Origin of the sequence: Pseudomonas sp. NPDC086251, assembly GCF_044746405.1 — a bacterium.
Taxonomy (GTDB): Bacteria; Pseudomonadota; Gammaproteobacteria; order Pseudomonadales; family Pseudomonadaceae; genus Aquipseudomonas.
The window spans coordinates 15,755-37,486 of sequence record NZ_JBIVBY010000006.1 but is presented as its reverse complement, the minus strand read 5'-3'; the positions used below and the strand labels follow the sequence as shown (position 1 = coordinate 37,486).

Genomic DNA, 21,732 nt, shown 5'->3' with positions numbered 1-21,732 from the left:
GATGATTGTGCGATCGCTGAACGACATTGAACGTATCGAGCAGGTCCCGTTGGCGGAGCGTGGCTTGGCGTCAAGCACCTATGAAGCGCTGGCACGGACCGCCGAGCTCAGCCCCAACGCGTCTGCGCTGAGTTTCTTCGCCGACGCCACGTGCTTCACAAACACTCACCACTGGACCTACTCCGAACTCGTCGAAGAGATCACCCGCGCGGCGAATGCCTTCCACGACTTGGGCATCAACCCGGCTGAAGTGCTGGCCTTCATCTTGCCCAACTTGCCGGAAACCCACTTCACCATCTGGGGCGGCGAAGCGGCGGGTATCGTCATGGCGATCAATCCGCTGCAAGAGGCCAAGCAGATAGCGGCCTTGTTACGCGCCGCCAAAGCCAGCGTGGTGGTGACGCTCGCACCGACGCCGGGCAGCGACCTGTGGCCCAAACTGGCCTCGCAGCTGGATCAGCTTCCCGAGGTCAAGCACGTCGTTTGGGTTGGCATGCAACCTTATGTTGATGTCGCTCAGCGTGAAACCCTCGAGTCCCTGGCCAACAAAGAACGTGACGTGCACCGGGGGGCGACGATTCACGAATTGCGCACGTTGATGGACGTTCAGCCAGGCACATATTTGAAGAGTGCTCGGAGGTTCCGCCCCGAGGATCGTTCCTCTTATTTCTGCACCGGCGGTACCACCGGGCAGCCCAAGATTGCGATGCGTACCCACGGGGCGGAAGTCTTCAACGCGTGGGCCATGGCCGCGCACTTGCAACCCCGTGGCAGTGGCCAGGTCATTTTCTGTGGCTTGCCGCTGTTCCATGTCAATGCGCAGCTGGTGACAGGCCTGATGCCTTGGACCCAGGGTGATCATGTCATCCTCGGCACGCCGCAGGGTTATCGCGGCGAAGGTGTGATCCCGCGCTTCTGGGAGATGGTCGAGCACTTCGGCATCAATTTCTTCTCCGGCGTTCCCACCGTCTATTCCGCACTGTTGCAAAACGAGCTGGAGGGCCGCGACCTGTCCAGCCTTCGATATGCCATGTGTGGTGCCGCGCCGATGCCGGTCGAACTTTTCCGCGAGTTCGAAGGCCGGACCGGGGTGAAGATCCTCGAAGGCTATGGACTCACGGAAGGCGCGTGCGTCTCCTCGGTTAATCCGCCCCATGGCGAGCGCTTCATCGGCTCCATCGGGTTACGGATTGCCTACCAGGACATGCGCGCCGTCATGCTCGATGAAACCGGAGCGTACCTGCGCGACGCCGACATCAACGAAATTGGCCTGATTACCATCACCGGCCCGAATCTGTTCGAGGGTTACGTTGAAGAAAGCCACAACCGGGGCCTGTGGATCAACATCAACGGTCAGCGCTGGCTGAATACAGGCGATCTGGGGCGTCAGGATGAAAAGGGCTACTTCTGGCTGACCGGGCGCAAAAAGGAGCTGATCATCCGCGGCGGCCACAATATCGATCCCAAGCAAATCGAGGAGGCTCTGCAAGCGCATCCAGCGGTGGCATTGGCGGCTGCCATTGGTAGCCCGGACGCTTATTCGGGTGAAGTGCCGGTCGCCTACGTGCAACTGCGCCCCGGCCACGTCTGCACCCTTGAAGAACTCGAGCAGTTTGCTCAGCGCCACATCAGTGAGCGGGCGGCCATTCCCAAGCGGATCGAAATCCTCGAAGCACTGCCATTGACGGCGGTCGGCAAAATCTTCAAGCCCGCCTTGCAGCAGCGCGAAGTGACCCGAGTCGTTTGGCAGGAAGTGGAGCGTATGTGCCTGAAGGGCATTGAGGTCGAGGTCATTCAGCATGAACAACGTGGATTAGTCGCGTGTATCCGGGCCGGGAGAGATAAAGAGTCCCTGGCGCTCCTGCTGGGTCTCTATAGCTTTCAGGTGGAGTGGCTCAAATGATCCTGACTTTGTAAGTTCGGCCCCTCGGCCCTGGTAGTCGTCAGCCAGGGCCTTTTCCACAACGCTGATCAACTTCAACCGGCACTGCCCAGTGCACCGGAAGGCGAAGCTTTGCCTGCGCACCAATCAATAAAAACAATACGAGGTGGGAAATGAAACTGAGCAACCGTGCAACCCCGTGTCTCTTCGCTGTGCGAGAAATGTCTTCCTGGATCACATTCGCAGGTGCCGCGGCAATACTCAGCGCCTCCACCAGCGCAGGCGCCAATGGCATTGCCTTGAACGAGCAAAGTGCAAGCAGTGCGGGAACTGCTTATGCGGGAAGGTCGTCTTCCGCGCTGGACGCCAGCACCATCTTTGGCAACCCTGCGGGCTTGACCAAATTGAAGCGTAGTGAGATTTCCGGCGGGGCCGCGGTCGTCTCAGTGAGCGACGACATCAGTGATGCGCAGAGCAGTGCCCCGGGAACGAATAAGGGCGACTCGGTACCGTTGGGGGTTGTGCCCTTCGCTTATATGTCGACGCCCCTTGGTGATCGTTTTTCGATTGGCCTGGGACTCTATGCGCCGAGTGGTCTGATCAATGATTACGAAGGCAGTTTTCAGGGCCGTTACCATGGTTCCTATAGCACGACCAAGGAAATAACCCTGCAGCCCACCATTGCCTGGCGGATCAATGATTACGTGTCCATTGGTGGCGGACCGACCCTGAACCGTTTCAATGCAAAACTTCAGAATTACCTGGCCACCGGCGCCCTGAACAACGGCGAGGACACACTTGTCACCATCAAGGGCGATGACACCGCACTTGGCTACAACGTCGGCATCTTGATCGACTTTACTGAGGCAACGAGTTGGGGGATTAACTATCACTCGAAAGTGCACTATGAACTCAAAGGGCATACCGAGGTTTCCGGATCCCCGAGCGTTATTCCGCTGGACGGAAAGTATGACAACACGATCGACCTCACGATGCCCGAATCCGTGGACACGTCCATCACCCATCATTTCAACAGTCGCTGGACGGGCTACCTGGGGACCACCTGGAAACGGTGGAGCCGGATCCAGAAGGTCGAGGCAGTCAACAGCGGTTTTTCCCCCGTGGGCCAGGCGGCTGGGCTGGGAAGTGTGATCGAAGAAATGAACTGGCGTGACACGTGGAGCACCGCCGTTGGTGCCTCCTATCAAGTGAACCCACAATGGCTGCTGCGCGCAGGTTACGCCTATGATCCGTCACCCATTAGAAACGCCGATCGCAGCGTGCGCATTCCGGTCGGGAATCGACAAGCCGTGACGTTGGGCGGCGCTTATTCGCCGAGTTCCGACCTGACGATAGACTTCGCTTACGGTTATCTCTGGGATTCCAAAGTTTCGGTAAAACAGGCGAACAACTCCGGTCTTCAACCGGAATACAGTGCCCAATACGACAACAGCGCGAATGGCATTTCAGTGCAGGCAACCTATCGGTACTGATCGAAACGGCTGCAATTTTGCGCTGAAGACTCTGTCGATCAGCTTATGGCCAAGATTAGGGGGCCTAAGCTGATCGTGGAATTTATTCAAGACAGCCACCAGGCGTCGCGGACAACCTGTCGAGAAATTCGCCAATCTGCCGGGTACCGCGCAAATGCACCACCGGAATCTGCGGGCCTATCGCCAGGCGCACCGCTTCGATGCCCGGTCGGTAGCCACGATCGAAAGTCCACACGAAGTTCAGGAAGGTCAGGAACGCCCGATCGAGCTTTTCCGTGCAGCCAGCGGCAAGGTCAGGCCGAGGACGGTTCAGTACGCTGCGCATGATCACTCGGGTGAAACAGGTGAGCCGCGGCGTGTCGAGCCAGATGATCAAGTCGGCACGGGGCAGGCGAAGGTCGAAGGTGCGCCGGGCATAGTTGCCTTCACACACCCAGGCTGCCGGTGCGATCGCTTCGCGGACCCGCGCGCGGAATTGCTCGGCGTCGGGTTCGACCCAGCCGGGCTCCCAGAACAGTGTGTCGAGGTGCACCACGGGCACGCTCAGGCGTTTGCCGAGGGCGCGGGCGAGGGTGGATTTGCCGCTGCCGGCATTGCCCAGAATTACAATCCGTTGCATGAAGACGTCCTGTCGCGAAAAAAGCCGGCAATTGTGCAGGTTTTTGATCGCCAATCAAAGGCTGCTGCTGCCGGCCTCGGCGCTATTTGACCTCCTCAACCTCATAATTCACATAGCCAAACTCATTGCTGCGCGCCGCCAGGTATTTGCCGTTTTGCTCGAACACCGTGGCCTTGAAAGGTGCTCCGCCGAGTGTGGTCAGCAGGTGCCCGTCCTTGACTTCGTATTTGGCCGGCACGCCAAATTGGCCGCCATGCAGCAAGTTCAGGTATTCGCCTTGCGCAGGCGATTTGCCGTCGACGCTGGTCATCAAACGTTGGCCGTCGGTGCCATAGACGATTTCAAACGTCTGGCCGGTGACGGTATTGCGCACCTTGATGGTTTTGCCCACCACGTAAGTTTGCAACTGCTCGTTGGTGAGTGCTTTGGCGCCTTCGCTTTTCAGTTGATCGATGGTTTTGCCGGCAGCGATAGTCTTGCTGTCTTCAGCCGTCGGCGTGTACCAGATCGGCGAGGTCCAAGCGCGTTCCTGGACGGTGGCGGAGACATCGGCTGGCGGTGGCACTTGCAGCTTGGCCGCGTCATAGGTGCTCCAGCGCGGTGTCGGAATCTGCAGTACGCGGGCGTAGTAGAACGCGTGCTGCGCCGGATCGAAATCCGGATCGACCCAGACTTTTTTCAGCTCGGTGGCACCGATGGTATTGGTGTAAGTGGCCTTGGACACATCGACCGTCGAGCCCACCGGCGGGATGTTGCCGGTGGCTGGGTCCGGTTGACGATCACCCGACCAGGCGACGTCGTAGATCTTCTCGAAGGTCTGGCCGTTTTTGGTCCAGCCCTTGATGATCTGGATGCGGTCGAGGTTGCCGTCCTCGACATCCTTGACCGCCCACACCACAAAGGACGGCGCTTGTTTACCCGGTTTCGCCGGCAGATCGCCGCCCATGGCAACGCCCTTGGCGTAGGCGGCGTGCACCCAGTCTTTTTCGTTCCACAGATTGCTGTCGAAGCCCCAGCCACCAAACAGGCGCACGGGAATGCGCACGCCGCTGGTGCCATAGACTTCTTTACGTTTCATGGCATCGAAGATCGCTTCACGGGTGTTTTCTTCCGCCCAGACACCGGCCAGTCCCGAGGTGCTGGTTTGCAAGGCCAGCATGCCGGAGTTCTGTTTGCCGGACAGGCGCGCTGCCGGAGTGCTGTCGGTAAAACCGTGGGAGCCGAAGTTGTTGCTCTGCGAATAGGGAATCACCCCGTTGTGCGAATCGCTGGCGCCGACCACGCCCATTTTGTACGGGTTGTAGCCACGGGCCTCCTGCAAGGCCATGCCGTTTTGCCAGGCTTGCCTGACGTAACTGCCGTTGAGTTTCGACGTGCTGTTGTCGATGCCGATCAGGAAACTCATGATTTCATAATTGGCAAATTCGTCCGTCGGCGACAGCTCGGGGTGGGTTTCGGAGGTGCCCTTGACCTGATGAATTTCAGTGAGCGATTCATTGCGCATCCGCGTTTCGGCCCAGGCGGCATCGATGGGCCGGCCACGGTCATCGACGTCGACCGGAAACATCAGGCCGTTGCTGAGGTTGCCGTTGTGGGAGATCGCCAGCACCTCGTTGCCCTTTTTGCGTTGGTCGTCCATCCAGCCCCACAAGTCCTCCGGTTTGTCCGAGTCGAGGGCGGTGAAGGGCAGGTCCGGCACCTTCTTCGAATCGCGGAAAAACACATTGCGGTGCATGTTTTGGTTGTTCGGGGCCGAGGTCCATTCATAGGCGACGAACGTGGTGAACGTGCCGGGCTTGTAGTACTTGTCGGCGATGGCGATGTTCTGCTGCCAGATGTTGCCGGCCACCTTCGGATCAATCAGCTCCTTGATTGGATGGCTCAAGCTGCCGGCGATCCATTTGAACACCCGGTTGAAATCTTCCGGAGTCTTGGCAATCAGCTTTTGCGCGATGGGCTGCTTGCTGAAGTCCGACTTCGGATCATTGGCCAGGGCGATCACGCCGACGTATTCCGAATGATCGGTCACGCCGTGGAAATCCAGCGGTCGGCCTTTGAGCTGCACTTCAAAGCCCATCGGATGTTTGACCGGCATGCCGAGGGAGTATTGGTAGGCCTGCTCGGGATCGACCTGATGGTTGCCGATCAGGTAGGCATCAATCGACCACGAGGTGTGCGAGTGCGTCTGGCCGAAGTACACCTCGCGATCCGGGTTGCCGTCTGCCAATGCCAGCGTGCTGACCGCCAGCACGGCGCAACCGAACAGTGACGGCGCGGTGAAGTGAGTAGGGGCGTTCATAGTCCACGTCTCCTCAGAAACTCGAGACCCGTTCAAAAAACCAAAAGGCCGCCAGCGTCCCCAGCCCGTACGAAGCAATCGGTCGGGCATACAGGCGCGCGAGCCGTGGCAGTCGGCAACGCTGCAACAAGGCTCGTAGGCCCAGCACGGCGCCGACAAACATCAATTGGCCAATCTCGACGCCGACATTGAAGGTGAACAGCGCCAAAGGCAGGTCGCGCTGCGGCAAGCCGATTTGCGCCAGCGCCCCGGCAAAGCCAAAGCCGTGCAACAAGCCAAAACAGAACGCCACGACCCAGGGCCATTGAAGGGTGAAGCTGGTTTCACCGCGGTTCTTGCGGGCGATTTCCACCGCCAGCAACAGAATGCTCAACGCGATCGTCGCCTCCACAGGCGGGCCGGGAAGTTGCACCGCGCCCAGTGCAGCGAGCGCCAGGGTGATGGAGTGGGCGAAGGTAAACGCGGTGATGGTCTTCACCAACATCCAGCCGTTACCCACCAGCAGCAGAAGGCCGAAGACGAACAGCAGGTGATCGAAACCGCCGAGGATGTGCTGGATGCCATGGGCCACAAAAGCGCCGGCCACCGAGAGCGCGCCCGGCGTGGCGGCGATGTCTATCCAGGGTTGAGCGGGGTGGACGAGGGTGGTCGTCAGGCTGCCGTCCAGGCGTGAGACACGCACCAGCACGTCGGTGATGCTCGCTTGCAGGCCGATGAATTCGATGCGTTGCCCGACCCGTCCTGCGGGACCGGCCGTAATGATCCGGCGCTCGATCAATGAATCGTTCAATTCGCTTTCGACCGGCCCAACGACCGTGCGCACGCCGTCGGCAAACCGCAGCGCAATCGGCAAGCGCATGCCTGACAGCACCGGTGTGCGCCACAGGACGTCATAGTGCCCGGCGGCCGTTTCGTTGATTTCCAGGTAAGCAGGACGGGACTCATGGGCCATGGCCGTCAGCCCCATGAAGCAGAGCAGCAGCAACAGCCAGACCGTGCGCCTCATCACGGCCGCTCCGTTTGAGTAGCGGCAATCGTGCTGGTGGACGTCGGCATCACCACCACGACTTCATAGCGTGCTTTCAGCGCATCGAAATTCGCTTGTTTCGAGACGCTGCGTTGCTCGGACAACCAATCGGACTTGACCTGTTGGGCCACGGTTTCAACGTGCGGTGCCGGTGGTTTGGCTAGCGTTTCAATCCACAGCAGATGCCAGCCAAACCCCGATTCCACAGGCCCCACCCAACGTCCCGGCGTTTGCTTGAACAAAGCCATGGCGAACGGTGACCCAAAGACACGCGCCACCTGATCCTGGGATTGTTCTGTGTAGGCGCTTTTAAACATGAAGGCATCGCCTTCACCACTGTTCTTGTCCGTCAGCCCACTTAACGCGGCTTGAGCCTGGGCCTTTGCATCCGCACCGCGTTTGTCCTGGGCGAAGAACAAATGACGGAACGTCGCCAGTGGCGGCGGGGCATAGTGGTCCTGATGCTGTTGGTACCAGGCCTCAAGCACGCCGGGTGGCGGTTCGCGAAGTGACGCGACATCTTCGGCGAGGAAGTCCATTTTTTGCGCCAGTCGGCGGCGAATGATGGTGTCGTCTTTATCCAGGCCTAGTTTCAAGGCTTCGCGATAGAGGATTTCCTCTTTCACATACTCATCAATCATGCCCTGCAACTGTTGCTCCGAGGCGGGTCGTTGCCATCGCGCCAGCCACGAGATGGCGATCCGCTGGACAATCTCCGGGGTAATTTCGATGCGTTGAGGGGCTTGATTGACCGTTGAGCGGTGCACGCCGCCGTACAACGCAAAGAGTGCAAAACCGGCGATTAAAAAGTGCACTAACGGCTGGCGAAGGCATCGCTTGATTAACGAACGTCGAGATTCTTTCGCTACGCAGACGCCTAAGTTCATGACTTATTGCCCCACGCTATACTCGAATAGTTTTCGAAGCAGAGTGGAGTATTGCTGCTGGACCGGAACTTTCCACCGAGGTTAATCACGATAGGCACTAAACATTAGTCGCAATGGGATTAACCGCCCCGATCGTCAGCGATCCAGGGAGATCAGCCATTGAGCTCCATCATCATCGGAGGCATCGTTTTCGCCTGTCTGTTCGCTGCCGCGCTGATCGGGATGCTGCTGCGCATGCGATTACCGATTCATCACCTGGATGCCGAGTCCAAAGACGTCATCCGCCTGGCAACGGCCGTCGTGGGGACGCTGTCCGCGCTCGCGCTTGGGCTGCTGATTGCGTCTGCCAAAAACGTCTATGACAGTTACGAGATTGAAGTGCGGACCTCGGCAGCGCGCATCGTCCTGCTCGACAGGCTGATGGATCAGTACGGTCCGGAGACAACCCAGGCTCGAACCCGCCTGCGCCAATTGATTGAAACCCGCTTAAACCGGGGCTGGGGCCATCCGCCCGCCGACTCGACGGTGGTCAACCCGTTCGACGAGTCTCCGGGGATCGAGCCGATACAGGTGGTGCTCCGGGCGCTCACGCCCGCCAACGAACCGCAACGCATGCTGCAGGCCCGCGCGCTGGAAGTCAGCACGCAGTTGGCGGAAGCCCACTGGATTCTGGTCGAGAGCAATACGGAAGGACTGCCGACGGCGTTTCTGGTCATCCTGACCTGTTGGCTGGCCTGGCTATTCGCGACGTTCGGTCTGCAGGCGCCGGCCAATCCCACGGTAATCGGCGTCATGCTGATCTGCTCCTTGTCGGTGGCGGCGGCGGTGTTTCTGGTGGTCGATATGGCGCACCCTTACATCGGTGTGATCCATGTTTCGGATGCTCCGTTGCGGACTGCACTGATGCATATCGGTAAATAGCGACCGGTTGAATCCACCACCCATTAATTCCAGCGACAAAGAACCCGGCGCTACATTTTGCGGGCATCGTCACGCGGGTTCGAAGGAGTTGCTACTAAAGTGAATAAAACGGTTGAAAAAATCCGCTATAAGCTTTAAACGAAAGGGTCACCGGCACATTGCCAGCAAACAATAACTATCGCCGGTTTTTAACTCAGGGAGCGCTGATGAGTTTTCGTCCATTGACCGACTCTCCGCGGCAATCGAACGATTGCGACGTGGTCGCCTCTCAACTGAAAGGGAACCTGGATACCGTCGGCATGGCTTACGCTGGCAACGGGGAAACCATCGAACAATTGCTGGACTCAGCGCGCAACTGGGGGCACACCACCGCGTGGGTGGTGTACCGCGCCGGTGAGCAGATGCATTTGGTCGGGCAGGGCGACCCTCGGGTGCAGTGGCCATCAATCGTTGCCAACGAAGCATTTGAAGACTTTTGCCTGACCTGGCGCTTGCATCGCTGGCCGACTGGCAGAGGCGAAACGGTATTGGGTTGGCTACTCGCGCCTATCGAGGATGCCACGGAGCCGGCGCTCGCCGAGTTTGCCCAGCGCCTGGGCATCGAGGTCCAGACCAACACCCTGGCCCGTGCGCAGATTACTCAACGCGTGCTGTATGAAATTACCTACCTGGCCAGTTCGACCCGCGACCGCTCGGTGTTTCTCGTGGGCGTCCACCAGTTGCTGGCCAGCCTGATCGACGCCGAGAATTTCTACCTCGCGCTGTATGACCCGCACAGCGGCAAGATTGATTACCCGTACTACGTCGACATCATCGACGTGGATGCCCTGGAGTCCGAGAACTACGAATACCTGGACCGATCGCACCTGTCACTGACCGGCCAGGTGTTGACCTCAGGCCAGCCGCTGCTGATCGACGCCGCCGGCATTCTCGCGGCGCAGGCCGAGGGCCGTTTTTACTGCGTGGGTGATCGTCCCGAGTTCTGGATGGGCGCACCGTTGAAAAACGCCTCGGATGATGTGTTTGGCATGCTGGCGATGCAGGTCTACGACGTTTCGCGTACCTACAGCGCTGAAGACCGCGCGCTGTTTCTGGTGGTGGCCCGCCACGTGGCCATGGCGCTGGACCGGATCCTGCACCGCGAAGACCTCGAAGCGATTGTGATGCGCCGCACGCTGGAACTTTCAGAACTCAACGCCGCATTGCGCCAGGAAGTGGCAGACCGGGAACGCGCGGAACATCTGCAGAGCGCGCTGTTCCAGATTGCCGAGCTGTCGAGCCAGCCTGGCGACATGGCTGAGCTGTTCCAAACCTTGCATGGCATCGTCGGTGATCTGCTGTTCGCACAGAACTTCTACATTGCGCTGTTCGACGATGCGACCGGTGAAGTGACCTTTCCGTACTATGTCGATGAACGACAGACGACCTGCCCGGTGGCCCGGCGTGGGTGCCGAGGCTTGACCGAGTACGTGATCCGTCAGCGTCGACCGTGCCTGATTGACGCCAACGAGGCTGAGCGATTGTCTGCGCGCGGTGAGATTGAACTGGCCGATGAGTCCGTCCGATCCTACTCCTGGCTGGGCATTCCCTTGTTCGATGGCGATGTGGTGCGTGGCGTGCTGGCGGTGCAAAGCTACACCTCGCAGGTGCAATACACCTTGCGCCACCAGGAATTGCTGACGTTCGTGTCGCGACACATTGACACCGCGTTGTCGCGGCGCACCGCCGCCGAAGCGATCCATGCCGCCAACCTCAAGCTCGAAGCCCGGGTGCAAAACCGCACCCGCGAACTCGATCACGCCAATGCCAAGCTGCAACACGAAAACTCCCACGACGCACTGACCGGACTACCAAATCGCACCTACCTGCAACAGCGCCTCAATCAGGCCTGGTCGCAGTTTGGCAGCGAAGGCGGGCACCTGGCGGTGATGTTCATCGACCTCGACCGTTTCAAAATGGTCAACGACAGCCTCGGCCACCACTTTGGCGACCTGCTGTTGATGCAGGCGGCCCAGCGTTTGCGCGGTTGTATGCGCGACACCGACATGCTGGCGCGTCTGGGTGGCGATGAGTTTTCGGTGCTCGCGCCCGAAGCACCACTGGACGTGGTGATCGAAATCGCCGAACGAATCCTCGCGGCGTTCGACCTGCCGTTTGTCATCAATGGCCATGAAGTGTTTTCGTCCTGCAGCATCGGCATTGTCAGCGCCGACAGCCAGTTCCACCACGAGCCGGCCGACTTGCTGCGCGATGCCGACGCCGCGATGTACCGGGTCAAAAGTGCCGGGCGCGACAGCTACGCAGTGTTCAACCAGGAAGTGCGCCGCGAAGTCTCGGACCAGGTCGAACGCGAAGGGGCCTTGCGCAACGCGCTCAAACGCACCGACGAACTGCTGCCGTATTTCCAGCCGATTGTCAGCGTCGAAACCGGCGAACTGTTGGCCCTTGAAGCCCTCATCCGCTGGCACCAGCCGGGCGGTCGGGTCATCGCACCGGGCGAGTTTTTGCCGGACGTCGAGGGCTTGCGCCTGATCGGCCGACTCGACCTGTACATGCTCACCAGCATCGCCGTCATCCTCGCCCAACCCCAGCACGCCAACTGGCCGCCGGTCCACGTCAACTGCTCCAGCTACAGCATGACCCGCCCGGACTTCGCCAGTGACGTGCTCGCGCTGTTGGCGCGATACAACGTCGCGCCATCGCGCATCTGCCTGGAATTGACCGAAGGCGCACTGGTGGCTGAACCCGCCATCGCCCGACTGACCATGCAACAACTCGCCGACAACGGCATGTCGGTAGTACTCGACGACTTCGGCGCAGGATTCTCATCCCTGAGCTACGTGCACCAATACCGCTTCAGCGGCTTGAAAATCGACAAGTCATTCATCCTCGAACTGACCACCAGCCCACGCAGCCGCGCGATCGTGCGGGCGATTGTAAGGATGGCGGAATCGTTGGATTTGAGTGTGGTGGCGGAAGGGGTTGAGGATGAGGCGACGTTGGTGTTGCTAAGGGAAATGGGGGCGGGGCAGGCGCAGGGGTATTATTTTGCTAAACCGATGGGGTTGGAGGATTTGTTGGGGAGTTTGTTGGTTGGGCGTTAGGGGGGAGGTGGTGGTTGCAGCCCTTTGTGAAGGGCTGTAATCGGCCAGAAGCAGTCGTTCCAGACTGTGTACAAAAAAATGTGACGATTCACTTAATATATAAGACGCAACGTTTAACGTCAGGCTGCCGTTGCCCTGCCACAGCCAACCGCTGAACACCTGGCTGTGATCGTCCGGCGACACCGTGGTCAGCGCTTTGGTGTGTTTCGGTGCTGCGTCCGGCTCCATATCCAACCACAGGGCATCGGGCAATTCCGTTTGCTTACTGGTGGATACGGGCTTCAGCAAGATCGCCAGGGCCGCCACCCTCCACAGCATTATTCCTGTTGGTATTAGTAAACGCCCAAACACAGTCGCGCCCCTGCCGCTGCAAAACGGCGGCAGGGCCGTTGGTTGGAGCGCCTTGTTGGGCTTTCTTAGCCGGGTAGCTTGGCCGCAAGGACGTCGACCTTCTCAATTGACGGCGGTTCGGCAAACAGCTCGGCAGCCTTTGCCATAAGCGCCGCTGCGACCTTGCCCGAAAGATGAGCCTGCCGGCCTGCTTCATCCGGGAAGGCGTCAAAGATGCCAAAGGTGGACGGCCCCAAGCGGATTGCGAACCAAGCCGTAGTGGCTGGCTCTTTCTCCACTATTGGAAGGCCACCCAAGAGAAAGCTCTCTACCTCTTTCTCTTTCCCGGGCTTTGCTTCTAGACGAACGAACAACGCTACTTTGACCATGACGTGCCTCCTGTTGTTACGACTACGGCATCATGCGCCATGCTTTCAAGTAAGCCCAACGCGATATTCGTCAATTTGCCGCCCAGTTTCAGCGTGGCGGGAATGAGGGGTAGCGTCCAATCATTTTCACAGTCGTGAGAAAACGGACAAAAACGGTCGGTGACGATATTTGTAACGGGAGTTGATCCATGCGAATGGACTTCCAGTCACTCCCGACCCGATACCTTCAGCCTCAACCAAGGTGATATTCACGCCTTTAGCAGCCATGTGATACGCCAGCGAAGCGCCCACTTTGCCGGCACCTATGACAACAACTCGTTTGTCCTGAGCATTTCTCATATCAACCCCCATTCTGTCGACCTGCCCACGGTACGACGGATGGGGGACTTCACCGCATGAAAACCTGATTGTTCAGAACGCGGTTTCGGTGTCTGCCTCTGGTCGATTTCTGCTTGTCGTAACGAGCAGCAATTGTCCTCCGGAAAGCAGAAGTACATTTGTCTGAAGTGGCGAAACTGCTGCCAAAACCATTGGGTAAAAAAAGCCTCCTAAAATGGCGGCAAGATAAGCGCGCGAAGTGTTGCTGGCACTGGAGAAACCCGAAAATTCGTTCAGCGACTACGGTAAGCGCCACAACGCCTATAGTCATTGGTGAACCAGAGCGAATCCCGCCGTTGCGCTACCCATCTGGCCTCAATTCGATACCGCGAAGGCACGGCGTACTTCCTCGTGCTTCTTGATCCGGAAGGTGAACGTCTCGCAGCCGAAAACACTCAGGCTCAGGCTGAGATCGAGGCATCGTCGCCATTTATAAATCCCTGACGGTGGATGGAGTTATCCCGCCGGGCAAGTCGTATCCCCGCTGAGCAGACCCTAACCACCCATCTATCAAGGCTCAAGCAATGAACACTTCAGAATTGGATGATGCAAAAAAAACGAACGACGACCTGGGTCAGGGGCCGCTGTCAGCCGGCACTGTCGCGCCCGACTTTTCGCTGTACGCGACCCCTGATCAACAGTTGTCGCTGCGCGAGCTGAAGGGAAATCCCGTGATACTGGCGTTTTATCCCGCTGACTGGAGTTCGGTTTGTGGCGACCAACTGACCTTGTACAACCAGGTGCTACCCACATTCAGAGAATACGGTGCGACGCTACTGGGTATCTCAGTTGACAGCGCTTGGTGTCATCAGGCCTTTGCCAAAGATCGAAATTTTCACTTCAGCCTGCTGGCCGATTTCGAGCCCAAAGGCGCCGTGGCGCGACAGTATGGGGCGTACGACTCCCACCTGGGGGTTTGTAAGCGGGCGCTGTTCGTAATTGACAAGGAGGGGGTGGTCGCCTGGAGCTACATCTCACCAATGGCTATCAATCCTGGGGCGGACGGCATTCTGGATGCGCTGGATGCTCTGGCGAGTTCGCCCCAAAGCACGCCAGCCAAAAATTAACAGGTGATCACATGGCCACTCTCAAAGTCCCGGTAAGTGAAAACGACCATCGCCAGGGAAGTGCGCATGCCAAGGTCACACTGGTGGAATTTGGCGACTATGAATGTCCCTATTGCGGTGAAGCGTATTGGGTCGTCAAAAAGCTACAGCAGCATTTTCGCGATGATCTGCTGTTCGTGTTCCGTAACTTTCCACTGACCACCGCTCACCCGCATGCCATGGGTGCAGCTGTCACCGCGGAGTATGCCGGGAGTCGAGGTTTCTTCTGGCAGGCTCACGACGAATTGTATGAAAATCAGGATCGATTGGGCCTGCCGCTGTTTCGGGCCATCGCTATAAAACACGGCCTCTCCGACGAAGAACTCTACCTTGCTATGCAAGACGGTACCTACGTACCCAAAATAAAATCCGATTTTAATGGCGGCGTACGCAGCGGCGTGAATGGCACCCCCGCGTTTTACATTGATGGGTTTCGCTATGACGGGGCTCCAGAATTTATCGAGATGAGGGAGATGATTGAGCTTTCGTTAGTGCGTGGACAAGCTCGCTAGAGGGCGACATCGGCTTGGCATCACCCACACCGGAGCCGAGGACGAACCAGCGTTCTCCCTTCGACAATAAAGAGGTGCACACGGAGCCGGTAACTAGATCATGGTGGACGGTAAAGGGTACCCCGCACGTAAAAGATACTTTGTTTAGCAGAAACCAGCGAATACCTTCCTGACGAAAACCAAGGGGCGTTGCTGCGATTCTTGTCAATGCCAAGACCCGGGTCGACGCCACTTACCATAACCAATGCCTGAACCACGGGCAGTTGGAACCGCCTTCTGCGCTGGCCAAATTCAATCCGGACGGTTCGCAGGAGGTCTGGCTGCCGAATCAAGCGCCGGACATTTTCCGTGCGGACATAGTCAAACGCACTGGTCTGTAGCTTTCCCGCATCACATTGCATTCGCCGCTGGTGGGTGGATTCTTCGGGCGGCATTTTCTGTACGATTCCGCCAGCCCGTACCCGCAGGCCATCAATTTGTCCAAGGCAGTGGGGCGTCCGGTGAAACTAATTTGGAGTCGCGAGGAGGGGTTCAGTGCAGGACGTGCTCCGTCCTGTGGCCGAAGTGAATTCCGTGGTGCGCAGGATAACGAGGGCTGGTCGCTGGCAACCGAAGCGATCAGTGCCACTGAAGGGCCCGCTGGGGCCATCGCGGGCAAGCAGGGTGAAAAACTCCACTCCACGGCGCTCGGAGGGTTGTCCGGCTAGTCATACGCCATCGCCAACAAGCGTATCGCCCAGGTCTATGTCAAAGGGCCGGTCATGCTCGATTATTGGCGCTCGGTGGGCAATTCGCTCAACGACTTCTTCTATGAATCGTTCCTTGACGAATTGCCGACAAGGGTGGCAACGACCTGTTCGAACTGCGCGGCGCCAATCGACTGTGGATTTAGCCATGTGGTTTGAGTTTCCAGTATGGCGAACGCGATGCAGTGGTGGTGGTGGTGGTGGTGGTGGTGGTGGTGGTGGTGGTGGTGGTGGTGGTGGTGGTGGTGGTGGATGAAATTGGCCGAGAAATTGGCGCGAGTCGAGAAGGCAAAGTCAGCCAACGGCGCCAATCTGATACTGTTTTTTATATTTGATCTGAGCCTTTTTTTAGTGAGTCGGTGCTCTATAGAGTGCGCGTCCGACGCACCCAGTGAAGCATTGGAGATCAAGCCGATACGGGTCAACGTCGTCTCGCCAGGTGTCGTCGACACCCCGACTCGGGACTTCCTGAGCCGCGAGGATCATCAAGGTCTTCTCGAAAGCGTCGCGGGTAGCCTTCCGGTAGGTCGGGTCGGCCCAGCTGATGATCTTGCAGACGCTGCGCTGTCAATGATGGGAAATGGCTTCATCAAAGGCACCGTGCTCCACGTCGATGGTGGTGGTCGCATTGCCTGACGCTAAGCCTTTCCACTTCACCATGAGGATTTGAAATGAGCGATAAACACGTAGCACTTGTCGTTGGTTCCAGCGGGATCATCGGCAGCGCTTTGGTCGACACGCTGTTCAGTGCGCCTGAATGGTCCGTGCGGGCTTTGCGTAAAACGAACCTGCCGGGCGTCGAGGCCATCGATTGTGATCTAAGCGATGCTAAGGCAACCCGGTTAGCGCTCGAAGCCGCATCAGATACCACTCATGTGTTCTATGCGGCGTTGCAGACCGATCCTGAATTGGCGCGCGAGTCTGAAATCAACACCGTGATGCTTAGAAACGTTCTGGACGGGTTAAAGGCCAACGGTGCTCCGCTACAGCGGGTTGTGCATTATCAGGGGGCAAAAGTGTATGGCGTTCACCTGGGCGCAAGCGTCGCACCATTCTACGAAGATGACCCACGCCACGTGGCTGCCAATTTCTACTATGCCCAAGAGGATTTGCTCAGAGAAAGACAGGTCAGCGACGGCCTGGATTGGAGCATCCTCAGGCCAGATGTGGTGGTAGGCGACATTGCCGGCAACCCGATGAACATCGCAATGGTGATTGGTGTCTTCGCAGCGCTGAGCAAACAGGCAGGTGTGCCACTGCGTTTCCCTGGCTCCATGCGCACGTATCGAGAGGTCGTTGCTCAACTCACCGACGCGCATTGGCTGGCACGCGCGAGCCTATGGGCCGCACTCGCACCCACGGCCCGTAACGAAGCCTTCAACCTGGTAGGAGAGCCGTTTCGCTGGGAACGCATCTGGATCAAGATCGCCGAAGCGCTAAACATGGAGGTCGCCACGCCTCAGCCGTTTTCTCTCGCCAAACACATGCCCGGTAAAGCCAAGGACTGGGAGCGACTGGCAACTGAGCAAGAGCTCAGCACATTGCCCTATGACAAGCTGGTTGGCTGGCCGTTCGGTGACTTTATCTTCAACACCGGATTCGACATGATTTCGGACATGAACAAGATCCGTCGTGCGGGCTTCACGGAAGTGGTGAACAACGAAGAGATCATGGTTGATGCGTTGAAGCGGCTGGCAGAGAAGGGATTCTTGCCAACTATTTGAGTTGATCTCGATGGGTTGAATATCTTGACTTGGTGGCTGCTGCTTCGACGGAGGTGGCTGCTATCGGCCGTTTTCCGCATATCGCGAAGGGCTGAAAACGGCAATCCATGGTGCAGTAAACACCGCTGATCAGATGACCAAAACGCCAGCATCGGTTGCAGCATTATTAAAAGATAGGCAATCGAGAACCCACACCATGACGTCAACAGTGCTGATCGTAGAAGATGACGAAATCCTGCGTAGCCTGACGGTTGACGCCATATCGCTGCTTGATCTGGAGATGGTGGACTGTGCCTCGGCCGATGATGCTCTCTTTGTGCTGGAAGACCATGTGCTGGAAGACCATCCTTCTATTGCACTGGTGATTACCGACATTTGCATGCCGGGCAGCATGGACGGACTGGAATTGGAGAAGGTCATCTGGACACGCTGGCCGCGCTTGCCCGTCATCCTGACATCGGGTGATAGAACGGTTCCCGTCGGATTGTTGCCTGCCCACGCTATGTTCATGCGAAAACCTTGGTCACTGGATGCATTAGATCAAGCGGTCAGGGCGTACCTGCCGGTTTAGTCCCAGCACCACCATTGCAAAAGCTCAACGGTGCTAAGAGACGATTTACCTTGGCGCGAAACAGAACGAGCCGACGAGAGTTAAAGGCGGCGTAGGAATGACCTGACAATTGATTTTGTAGCATCGCTTACGTCCAAGTCCTGAACATTGCTCAGAGAATACCAAATGCACTCGGTTATCTCGTTCTGCGGCGTGGTGTTTTCTGCATCTGGAACAGAGGCCTCAAAGACATGGTGACACGGGTTGCCTGCATCGAATTCAAAAACATACAAGAGCGGGTCAATGTTCAGTCCCGTTTCTTCCAGGAGTTGCCGAGCAGCAGCTCCAGCAGTGGATTCGCTACTTTCTACCCTGCCACCAGGAAGAGCCCATTTTGACTTGGGCTTGCGAACGAGCAAGTTTTGCCCATCTCTCACGCATATGACCGTTGCTCTCACTTCCCTCTTCTGACCCGAAAAGCTCTACGAATCCAGGATTTAGAGCCTGCCAAATTCGAAAGGTGCCAGATCGCCTTCGAAATGAGTGATTTTGATGTGTTCCTGACTGACTGCTTCTGTCCGACTTCTGTCTGACTCGAAGGGCTGAAACCGGCCATGAGCGGTTAATTCAACTTGTTTTTTATTGCCCCCGGCTTTGCATTGTTTACAGCATTGTGGGCCTCGATCGATTGATGAATAGCCGCTTTCAATCCGGCAACGCTGGTGAAGACACCCGATACAGCGCTCGCCTTTCCAGCTGCGCGAACCAGCCTTCCACGGCGTCCAGCCACGAAGCACTGGTCGGCGTGAAGTGCGGCTTGAAGCGCGGGTGCTTCTGCAACCATTGCTTGATGACCGGTGTTTTGTGTGTCGTGCTGTTGTCCAGAATCACATGCAAGTCAAGCGCTGCTGGCGTCGCGCGGTCGATCTGTCGCAGAAAGGCCAGAAACTTTTTGGCCCGGTGGCGCTGGGTTATCCGCCCGACAACCTGGCCAGTCAGGATGTCAAAAACGGCATACAGACTGGCGGTACCGTGGCGTTTGTAATCATGTGTGAGTCGTTCGATCTACCGCTCAGGCCACTAGATAGTGTGCAGGAAGTTAAATTCACGTGGTCTACATACTCTTAGAAGCCTTCCAGCACTATCTTGCCCTTCGCCTTGCCGCTTTCCAGTAGAGCATGGGCACGACGAAGATTTTCTGCGTTGATGCGCCCATAGTTGTCGCCAACGGTGGTGCGCAACTCACCCGTATCAACGCGCCGCGCAACTTCGTTGAGGATGTTGTGCTGCTCCTGCATGTCCTCTGTCTCGTAAAGCGAGCGGGTGTACATCAGCTCCCAGTGCAACGACAGGCTTTTACGCTTCATCGGTACGACGTCAAGCGTGGCCGGGTCATCGATCAGGCCCAGCCTGCCCTGAGGTTTCAGTGACTCGATGATTTGCTCGAAGTGCCGATCGGTCTGGGTCAGGCTTGCGACATAGCTGACTTGTGCGATACCGATGCGCTTGAGCTCCTCGCTGAGTGGCTTGGTATGGTCGATGACATGATGCGCACCAAGCTCGGTGACCCAGGCTTGGGTTTCAGGGCGCGAAGCCGTACCAATGATCGTCAACCCGGTTAACTGACGCGCCAGCTGAGTCAGGATTGAACCCACCCCGCCTGCAGCGCCGATGATCAGCAGCGTTTCGCCCCGGTCGGTGGTATCGCGTGCAACACCGAGGCGATCAAAAAGTAATTCCCATGCGGTCAAGGAAGTGAGTGGCAATGCCGCAGCCTGGCTGAATTCCAGTGACTGGGGCATTGAACCGACGATACGCTCATCCACCAGTTGCAGCTCACTGTTGCTGCCCGGGCGGATCAGCGATCCGGCGTACCAGACCCTGTCACCGGGCTTGAATAGCGTCACGTCGCTGCCCACCGACTTGACCACGCCGGCAGCGTCCCAACCGAGGATACGCGGCTGGCTCTCGTCCTCGTGCGGTACATAGCCCTGCCGCACCTTGGTATCGACAGGATTGACCGATACGGCTTTTACCTCTACGAGCAAGTCGCGCGGCCCCGGCACTGGCTCGGGTATATCGATCTCCACCAAGGCGTCGGGATGTTCAATAGGAAGGCATTTGAAATGTGCAATGGCTTTCATTCGATGCTCCTCAGGAGATGCGATACATCTTCGTGATGGTGAGCTTTTCAGCAGCACGTTCGATGAAAGGGAGCGCTGACTGAAAATGCGGTGTCGCTTCGTGAGCAGTCTGCGCCGCTTCGTCCCGCCACTGCTCGATCATGTGGAAAGTGCGAGCTTGCTCGGCATCACGATGGAGGTCGTACTGGATACAGTCCGCTTCCCCTCGGCTTGGGCCTTGCAGGTTCTGCAACGTTTGCTCGAGCTCTGTTTCGAAGCCGGCCTTGGCGACCAAAGTGGCAATCAGTGTTAGAGCGGTAGTCATCAAACCTCCTGTCTGCGTGCGATATAAAGGGGGAACGCATTGGCTGGCACGGGTGTATCGAAGATGTCCATGCCGGCCATGCGGCCAAAAACCTGAATCTGGGTGGGAGCGCGACAACAATCTTGCCCACTTGGGCATTCGACTAAGTTGATAGCCCTAAGGCCATGCGAGCTCGCTCTGGCGGGATCACTTGTAGCGTTCAAGCCAATGGGCATAAGGAGCGGGCAAGGTCCAGGCAGCACGCTCTACACCCAGCTCCTGGGCGGCTGAATAGGACCAGTTAGGATTACCCAGGTGCGCCCGGCCAATCATCGCCAGGTCCAGTTGACCACTCCTCACCGCTTCTTCGGCGACGCTCGGCGTGCCGAAACCCCATGCCGAGGCAACCGCAATCCCCGCCTCGCGCCGAACCCGCTGGGTAACTTCGCCCATGAAGCCGGGGGCCCAAGGAACGTTGGATTCAGGGATGGTGAACCCGATACTGACGCTGAGCAAGTCCAATCCACCGTCCTTGAAGCGACGCGTCAGTTCGATAGCCTCTGACAAGGTCTGTTCATCCCGGCCGTCGTATTCGATGACACCCAGACGAGCGGTCAGCGGCAAGTGCTCTGGCCATACTTCGCGAACCGCCGCCAGTGTTTCCAGCAGAAAGCGGCTACGGTTATCGAAGTTTCCGCCGTAGACGTCGTCACGAAGATTGGAGTGATCAGAGAGGAATGTCTGGGCCAGATAGCCATGGGCGAAATGCAGCTCCAACCACTCGAAGCCAGCCTCACGTGCACGGCGAGCGGCTGAGACAAAATCCTCGCGCACCCGGGCGATATCCTCCAGCGTCATGGCTTTCGGCTGCTTGGCAAGATGAGCGCCAAAGGCAACAGCCGACGGGGCGATGGTCTGCCAGCCACGAGCATCATCCTCGCCGATATGATCGTCACCTTCCCAAGGACGGTTCGCACTGGCTTTGCGCCCCGCGTGGGCAATCTGGATACCTGGCACTGCGCCGGCAGCCTTGATCGATTGCACCACCGGCACGAAGGCACGGGCGAGCTCATCATTCCAGATACCAGCGCAGCCAGGCGTGATCCGTCCTTCGGGTGACACGGCGGTCGCCTCGACAACTACCAGTCCCGCCCCGCCACGCGCGAGGGTGGCATAGTGCACGGCGTGCCAATCGTTGATCAGGCCATCATCTGCCGAGTACATGCACATGGGGGGAATCGCGATCCGGTTGCGAAGGGAGACATCCTTGAGCGTGAAAGGTTGGAACAGCGCAGACATCAGGTTTTTCTCCGAGGGTTACTATTACTGTTGTTCGAT

19 protein-coding genes and 4 pseudogenes are annotated in these 21,732 nt (G+C 58.0%); 12 read left to right on the top strand and 11 right to left on the bottom strand.

Annotation, left to right across the window (positions count from 1 at the left end):
- The first annotated feature begins 1 nt into the window (after window position 1).
- Both ACIPL2_RS09405 and ACIPL2_RS09400 read left to right on the top strand, forming a co-directional pair.
- Window positions 2–1,903, top strand: coding sequence for an acyl-CoA synthetase (locus ACIPL2_RS09405; RefSeq protein WP_401355305.1), 1,902 nt, complete (start codon window positions 2–4; stop codon window positions 1,901–1,903).
- Window positions 1,904–2,055: 152 nt separating this feature from the next.
- Window positions 2,056–3,375, top strand: coding sequence for an outer membrane protein transport protein (locus ACIPL2_RS09400; RefSeq protein WP_401355303.1), 1,320 nt, complete (start codon window positions 2,056–2,058; stop codon window positions 3,373–3,375).
- 82 nt (window positions 3,376–3,457) lie between these two features.
- Here ACIPL2_RS09400 and ACIPL2_RS09395 read toward each other — a convergent pair whose 3' ends face one another.
- The 4 genes from ACIPL2_RS09395 to ACIPL2_RS09380 all read right to left on the bottom strand — a co-directional run bounded on the left by ACIPL2_RS09395 (window position 3,458) and on the right by ACIPL2_RS09380 (window position 8,207).
- Window positions 3,458–3,994 (bottom strand): AAA family ATPase, encoded by a 537-nt coding sequence (locus ACIPL2_RS09395; RefSeq protein WP_401355300.1) that lies wholly within the window; start codon window positions 3,992–3,994, stop codon window positions 3,458–3,460.
- An 82-nt stretch (window positions 3,995–4,076) separates the two neighbouring features.
- Entirely contained in the window at window positions 4,077–6,293 is a 2,217-nt protein-coding gene (locus ACIPL2_RS09390) for a DUF3604 domain-containing protein (RefSeq protein WP_401355299.1), read from the bottom strand.
- Window positions 6,294–6,306: 13 nt separating this feature from the next.
- On the bottom strand, window positions 6,307–7,299 hold the full coding sequence (locus tag ACIPL2_RS09385) for a HupE/UreJ family protein (protein ID WP_401355296.1): 993 nt from the start codon (window positions 7,297–7,299) through the stop codon (window positions 6,307–6,309).
- Window positions 7,299–8,207, bottom strand: a complete 909-nt coding sequence (locus ACIPL2_RS09380; protein ID WP_401355294.1) for a peptidyl-prolyl cis-trans isomerase — start codon at window positions 8,205–8,207, stop codon at window positions 7,299–7,301. The genes ACIPL2_RS09385 and ACIPL2_RS09380 overlap by 1 nt, the downstream gene beginning before the upstream one ends.
- Before the next feature lie 159 nt (window positions 8,208–8,366).
- Here ACIPL2_RS09380 and ACIPL2_RS09375 point away from each other — a divergent pair, with 159 nt between their 5' ends.
- Window positions 8,367–9,128, top strand: coding sequence for a DUF4239 domain-containing protein (locus ACIPL2_RS09375; protein WP_401355291.1), 762 nt, complete (start codon window positions 8,367–8,369; stop codon window positions 9,126–9,128).
- A gap of 206 nt (window positions 9,129–9,334) precedes the next feature.
- Window positions 9,335–12,232: an EAL domain-containing protein gene (locus ACIPL2_RS09370; RefSeq protein ID WP_401355290.1), complete on the top strand. Its 2,898-nt coding sequence runs from the start codon at window positions 9,335–9,337 to the stop codon at window positions 12,230–12,232.
- A gap of 416 nt (window positions 12,233–12,648) precedes the next feature.
- Here the strand turns inward: ACIPL2_RS09370 and ACIPL2_RS09365 are convergent, their stop codons facing one another.
- Window positions 12,649–12,951: a putative quinol monooxygenase gene (locus tag ACIPL2_RS09365; RefSeq protein WP_401355288.1), complete on the bottom strand. Its 303-nt coding sequence runs from the start codon at window positions 12,949–12,951 to the stop codon at window positions 12,649–12,651.
- 171 nt (window positions 12,952–13,122) lie between these two features.
- Window positions 13,123–13,290: pseudogene (locus tag ACIPL2_RS09360) on the bottom strand (FAD-dependent oxidoreductase); the annotation flags it as partial.
- 232 nt (window positions 13,291–13,522) lie between these two features.
- Between ACIPL2_RS09360 and ACIPL2_RS09355 the strand changes: the two are divergent.
- From ACIPL2_RS09355 to ACIPL2_RS09320, 8 genes and pseudogenes are all read left to right on the top strand, one after another.
- Window positions 13,523–13,817: pseudogene (locus ACIPL2_RS09355) on the top strand (hypothetical protein); the annotation flags it as partial.
- Window positions 13,818–13,853: 36 nt separating this feature from the next.
- Window positions 13,854–14,396, top strand: a complete 543-nt coding sequence (locus ACIPL2_RS09350; RefSeq protein ID WP_401355285.1) for a redoxin domain-containing protein — start codon at window positions 13,854–13,856, stop codon at window positions 14,394–14,396.
- 11 nt (window positions 14,397–14,407) lie between these two features.
- Window positions 14,408–14,947: a DsbA family protein gene (locus ACIPL2_RS09345; protein ID WP_401355282.1), complete on the top strand. Its 540-nt coding sequence runs from the start codon at window positions 14,408–14,410 to the stop codon at window positions 14,945–14,947.
- Window positions 14,948–15,118: 171 nt separating this feature from the next.
- Window positions 15,119–15,815, top strand: a pseudogene (locus ACIPL2_RS09340) (molybdopterin cofactor-binding domain-containing protein); the annotation flags it as partial.
- Between the two features lie 33 nt (window positions 15,816–15,848).
- Window positions 15,849–16,028, top strand: coding sequence for a hypothetical protein (locus ACIPL2_RS09335; RefSeq protein ID WP_401355281.1), 180 nt, complete (start codon window positions 15,849–15,851; stop codon window positions 16,026–16,028).
- Window positions 16,029–16,092: 64 nt separating this feature from the next.
- On the top strand, window positions 16,093–16,329 hold the full coding sequence (locus ACIPL2_RS09330; RefSeq protein WP_401355278.1) for an SDR family oxidoreductase: 237 nt from the start codon (window positions 16,093–16,095) through the stop codon (window positions 16,327–16,329).
- Window positions 16,330–16,364: 35 nt separating this feature from the next.
- Window positions 16,365–17,417: an SDR family oxidoreductase gene (locus ACIPL2_RS09325; protein WP_401355276.1), complete on the top strand. Its 1,053-nt coding sequence runs from the start codon at window positions 16,365–16,367 to the stop codon at window positions 17,415–17,417.
- Between the two features lie 133 nt (window positions 17,418–17,550).
- The gene (locus ACIPL2_RS09320) at window positions 17,551–17,988 is read left to right on the top strand and encodes a response regulator (RefSeq protein WP_401355275.1); all 438 of its coding nucleotides are present in this window, start codon (window positions 17,551–17,553) and stop codon (window positions 17,986–17,988) included.
- 80 nt (window positions 17,989–18,068) lie between these two features.
- Here the strand turns inward: ACIPL2_RS09320 and ACIPL2_RS09315 are convergent, their stop codons facing one another.
- The 5 genes and pseudogenes from ACIPL2_RS09315 to ACIPL2_RS09295 all read right to left on the bottom strand — a co-directional run bounded on the left by ACIPL2_RS09315 (window position 18,069) and on the right by ACIPL2_RS09295 (window position 21,693).
- Complete coding sequence (locus ACIPL2_RS09315; protein ID WP_401355272.1) at window positions 18,069–18,425, bottom strand: NUDIX hydrolase; 357 nt, start codon at window positions 18,423–18,425, stop codon at window positions 18,069–18,071.
- A gap of 164 nt (window positions 18,426–18,589) precedes the next feature.
- Window positions 18,590–19,032: pseudogene (locus ACIPL2_RS09310) on the bottom strand (IS630 family transposase); the annotation flags it as partial.
- Between the two features lie 59 nt (window positions 19,033–19,091).
- Window positions 19,092–20,111 (bottom strand): zinc-binding alcohol dehydrogenase family protein, encoded by a 1,020-nt coding sequence (locus tag ACIPL2_RS09305; RefSeq protein ID WP_401355270.1) that lies wholly within the window; start codon window positions 20,109–20,111, stop codon window positions 19,092–19,094.
- Window positions 20,112–20,121: 10 nt separating this feature from the next.
- Window positions 20,122–20,415: a putative quinol monooxygenase gene (locus tag ACIPL2_RS09300; protein WP_047530955.1), complete on the bottom strand. Its 294-nt coding sequence runs from the start codon at window positions 20,413–20,415 to the stop codon at window positions 20,122–20,124.
- A 186-nt stretch (window positions 20,416–20,601) separates the two neighbouring features.
- Window positions 20,602–21,693, bottom strand: a complete 1,092-nt coding sequence (locus tag ACIPL2_RS09295; RefSeq protein WP_401355267.1) for an NADH:flavin oxidoreductase/NADH oxidase — start codon at window positions 21,691–21,693, stop codon at window positions 20,602–20,604.
- Window positions 21,694–21,732: the final 39 nt, after the last annotated feature.

Coding starts and splice junctions, on each gene's coding strand:
- ACIPL2_RS09405 (WP_401355305.1), top strand. CDS start 2: ATGATTGTGCGATCGCTGAACGACATTGAACGTATCGAGCAGGTCCCG.
- ACIPL2_RS09400 (WP_401355303.1), top strand. CDS start 2,056: ATGAAACTGAGCAACCGTGCAACCCCGTGTCTCTTCGCTGTGCGAGAA.
- ACIPL2_RS09395 (WP_401355300.1), bottom strand. CDS start 3,994: ATGCAACGGATTGTAATTCTGGGCAATGCCGGCAGCGGCAAATCCACC.
- ACIPL2_RS09390 (WP_401355299.1), bottom strand. CDS start 6,293: ATGAACGCCCCTACTCACTTCACCGCGCCGTCACTGTTCGGTTGCGCC.
- ACIPL2_RS09385 (WP_401355296.1), bottom strand. CDS start 7,299: ATGAGGCGCACGGTCTGGCTGTTGCTGCTGCTCTGCTTCATGGGGCTG.
- ACIPL2_RS09380 (WP_401355294.1), bottom strand. CDS start 8,207: ATGAACTTAGGCGTCTGCGTAGCGAAAGAATCTCGACGTTCGTTAATC.
- ACIPL2_RS09370 (WP_401355290.1), top strand. CDS start 9,335: ATGAGTTTTCGTCCATTGACCGACTCTCCGCGGCAATCGAACGATTGC.
- ACIPL2_RS09365 (WP_401355288.1), bottom strand. CDS start 12,951: ATGGTCAAAGTAGCGTTGTTCGTTCGTCTAGAAGCAAAGCCCGGGAAA.
- ACIPL2_RS09350 (WP_401355285.1), top strand. CDS start 13,854: ATGAACACTTCAGAATTGGATGATGCAAAAAAAACGAACGACGACCTG.
- ACIPL2_RS09345 (WP_401355282.1), top strand. CDS start 14,408: ATGGCCACTCTCAAAGTCCCGGTAAGTGAAAACGACCATCGCCAGGGA.
- ACIPL2_RS09325 (WP_401355276.1), top strand. CDS start 16,365: ATGAGCGATAAACACGTAGCACTTGTCGTTGGTTCCAGCGGGATCATC.
- ACIPL2_RS09320 (WP_401355275.1), top strand. CDS start 17,551: ATGACCAAAACGCCAGCATCGGTTGCAGCATTATTAAAAGATAGGCAA.
- ACIPL2_RS09305 (WP_401355270.1), bottom strand. CDS start 20,111: ATGAAAGCCATTGCACATTTCAAATGCCTTCCTATTGAACATCCCGAC.
- ACIPL2_RS09300 (WP_047530955.1), bottom strand. CDS start 20,415: ATGACTACCGCTCTAACACTGATTGCCACTTTGGTCGCCAAGGCCGGC.
- ACIPL2_RS09295 (WP_401355267.1), bottom strand. CDS start 21,693: ATGTCTGCGCTGTTCCAACCTTTCACGCTCAAGGATGTCTCCCTTCGC.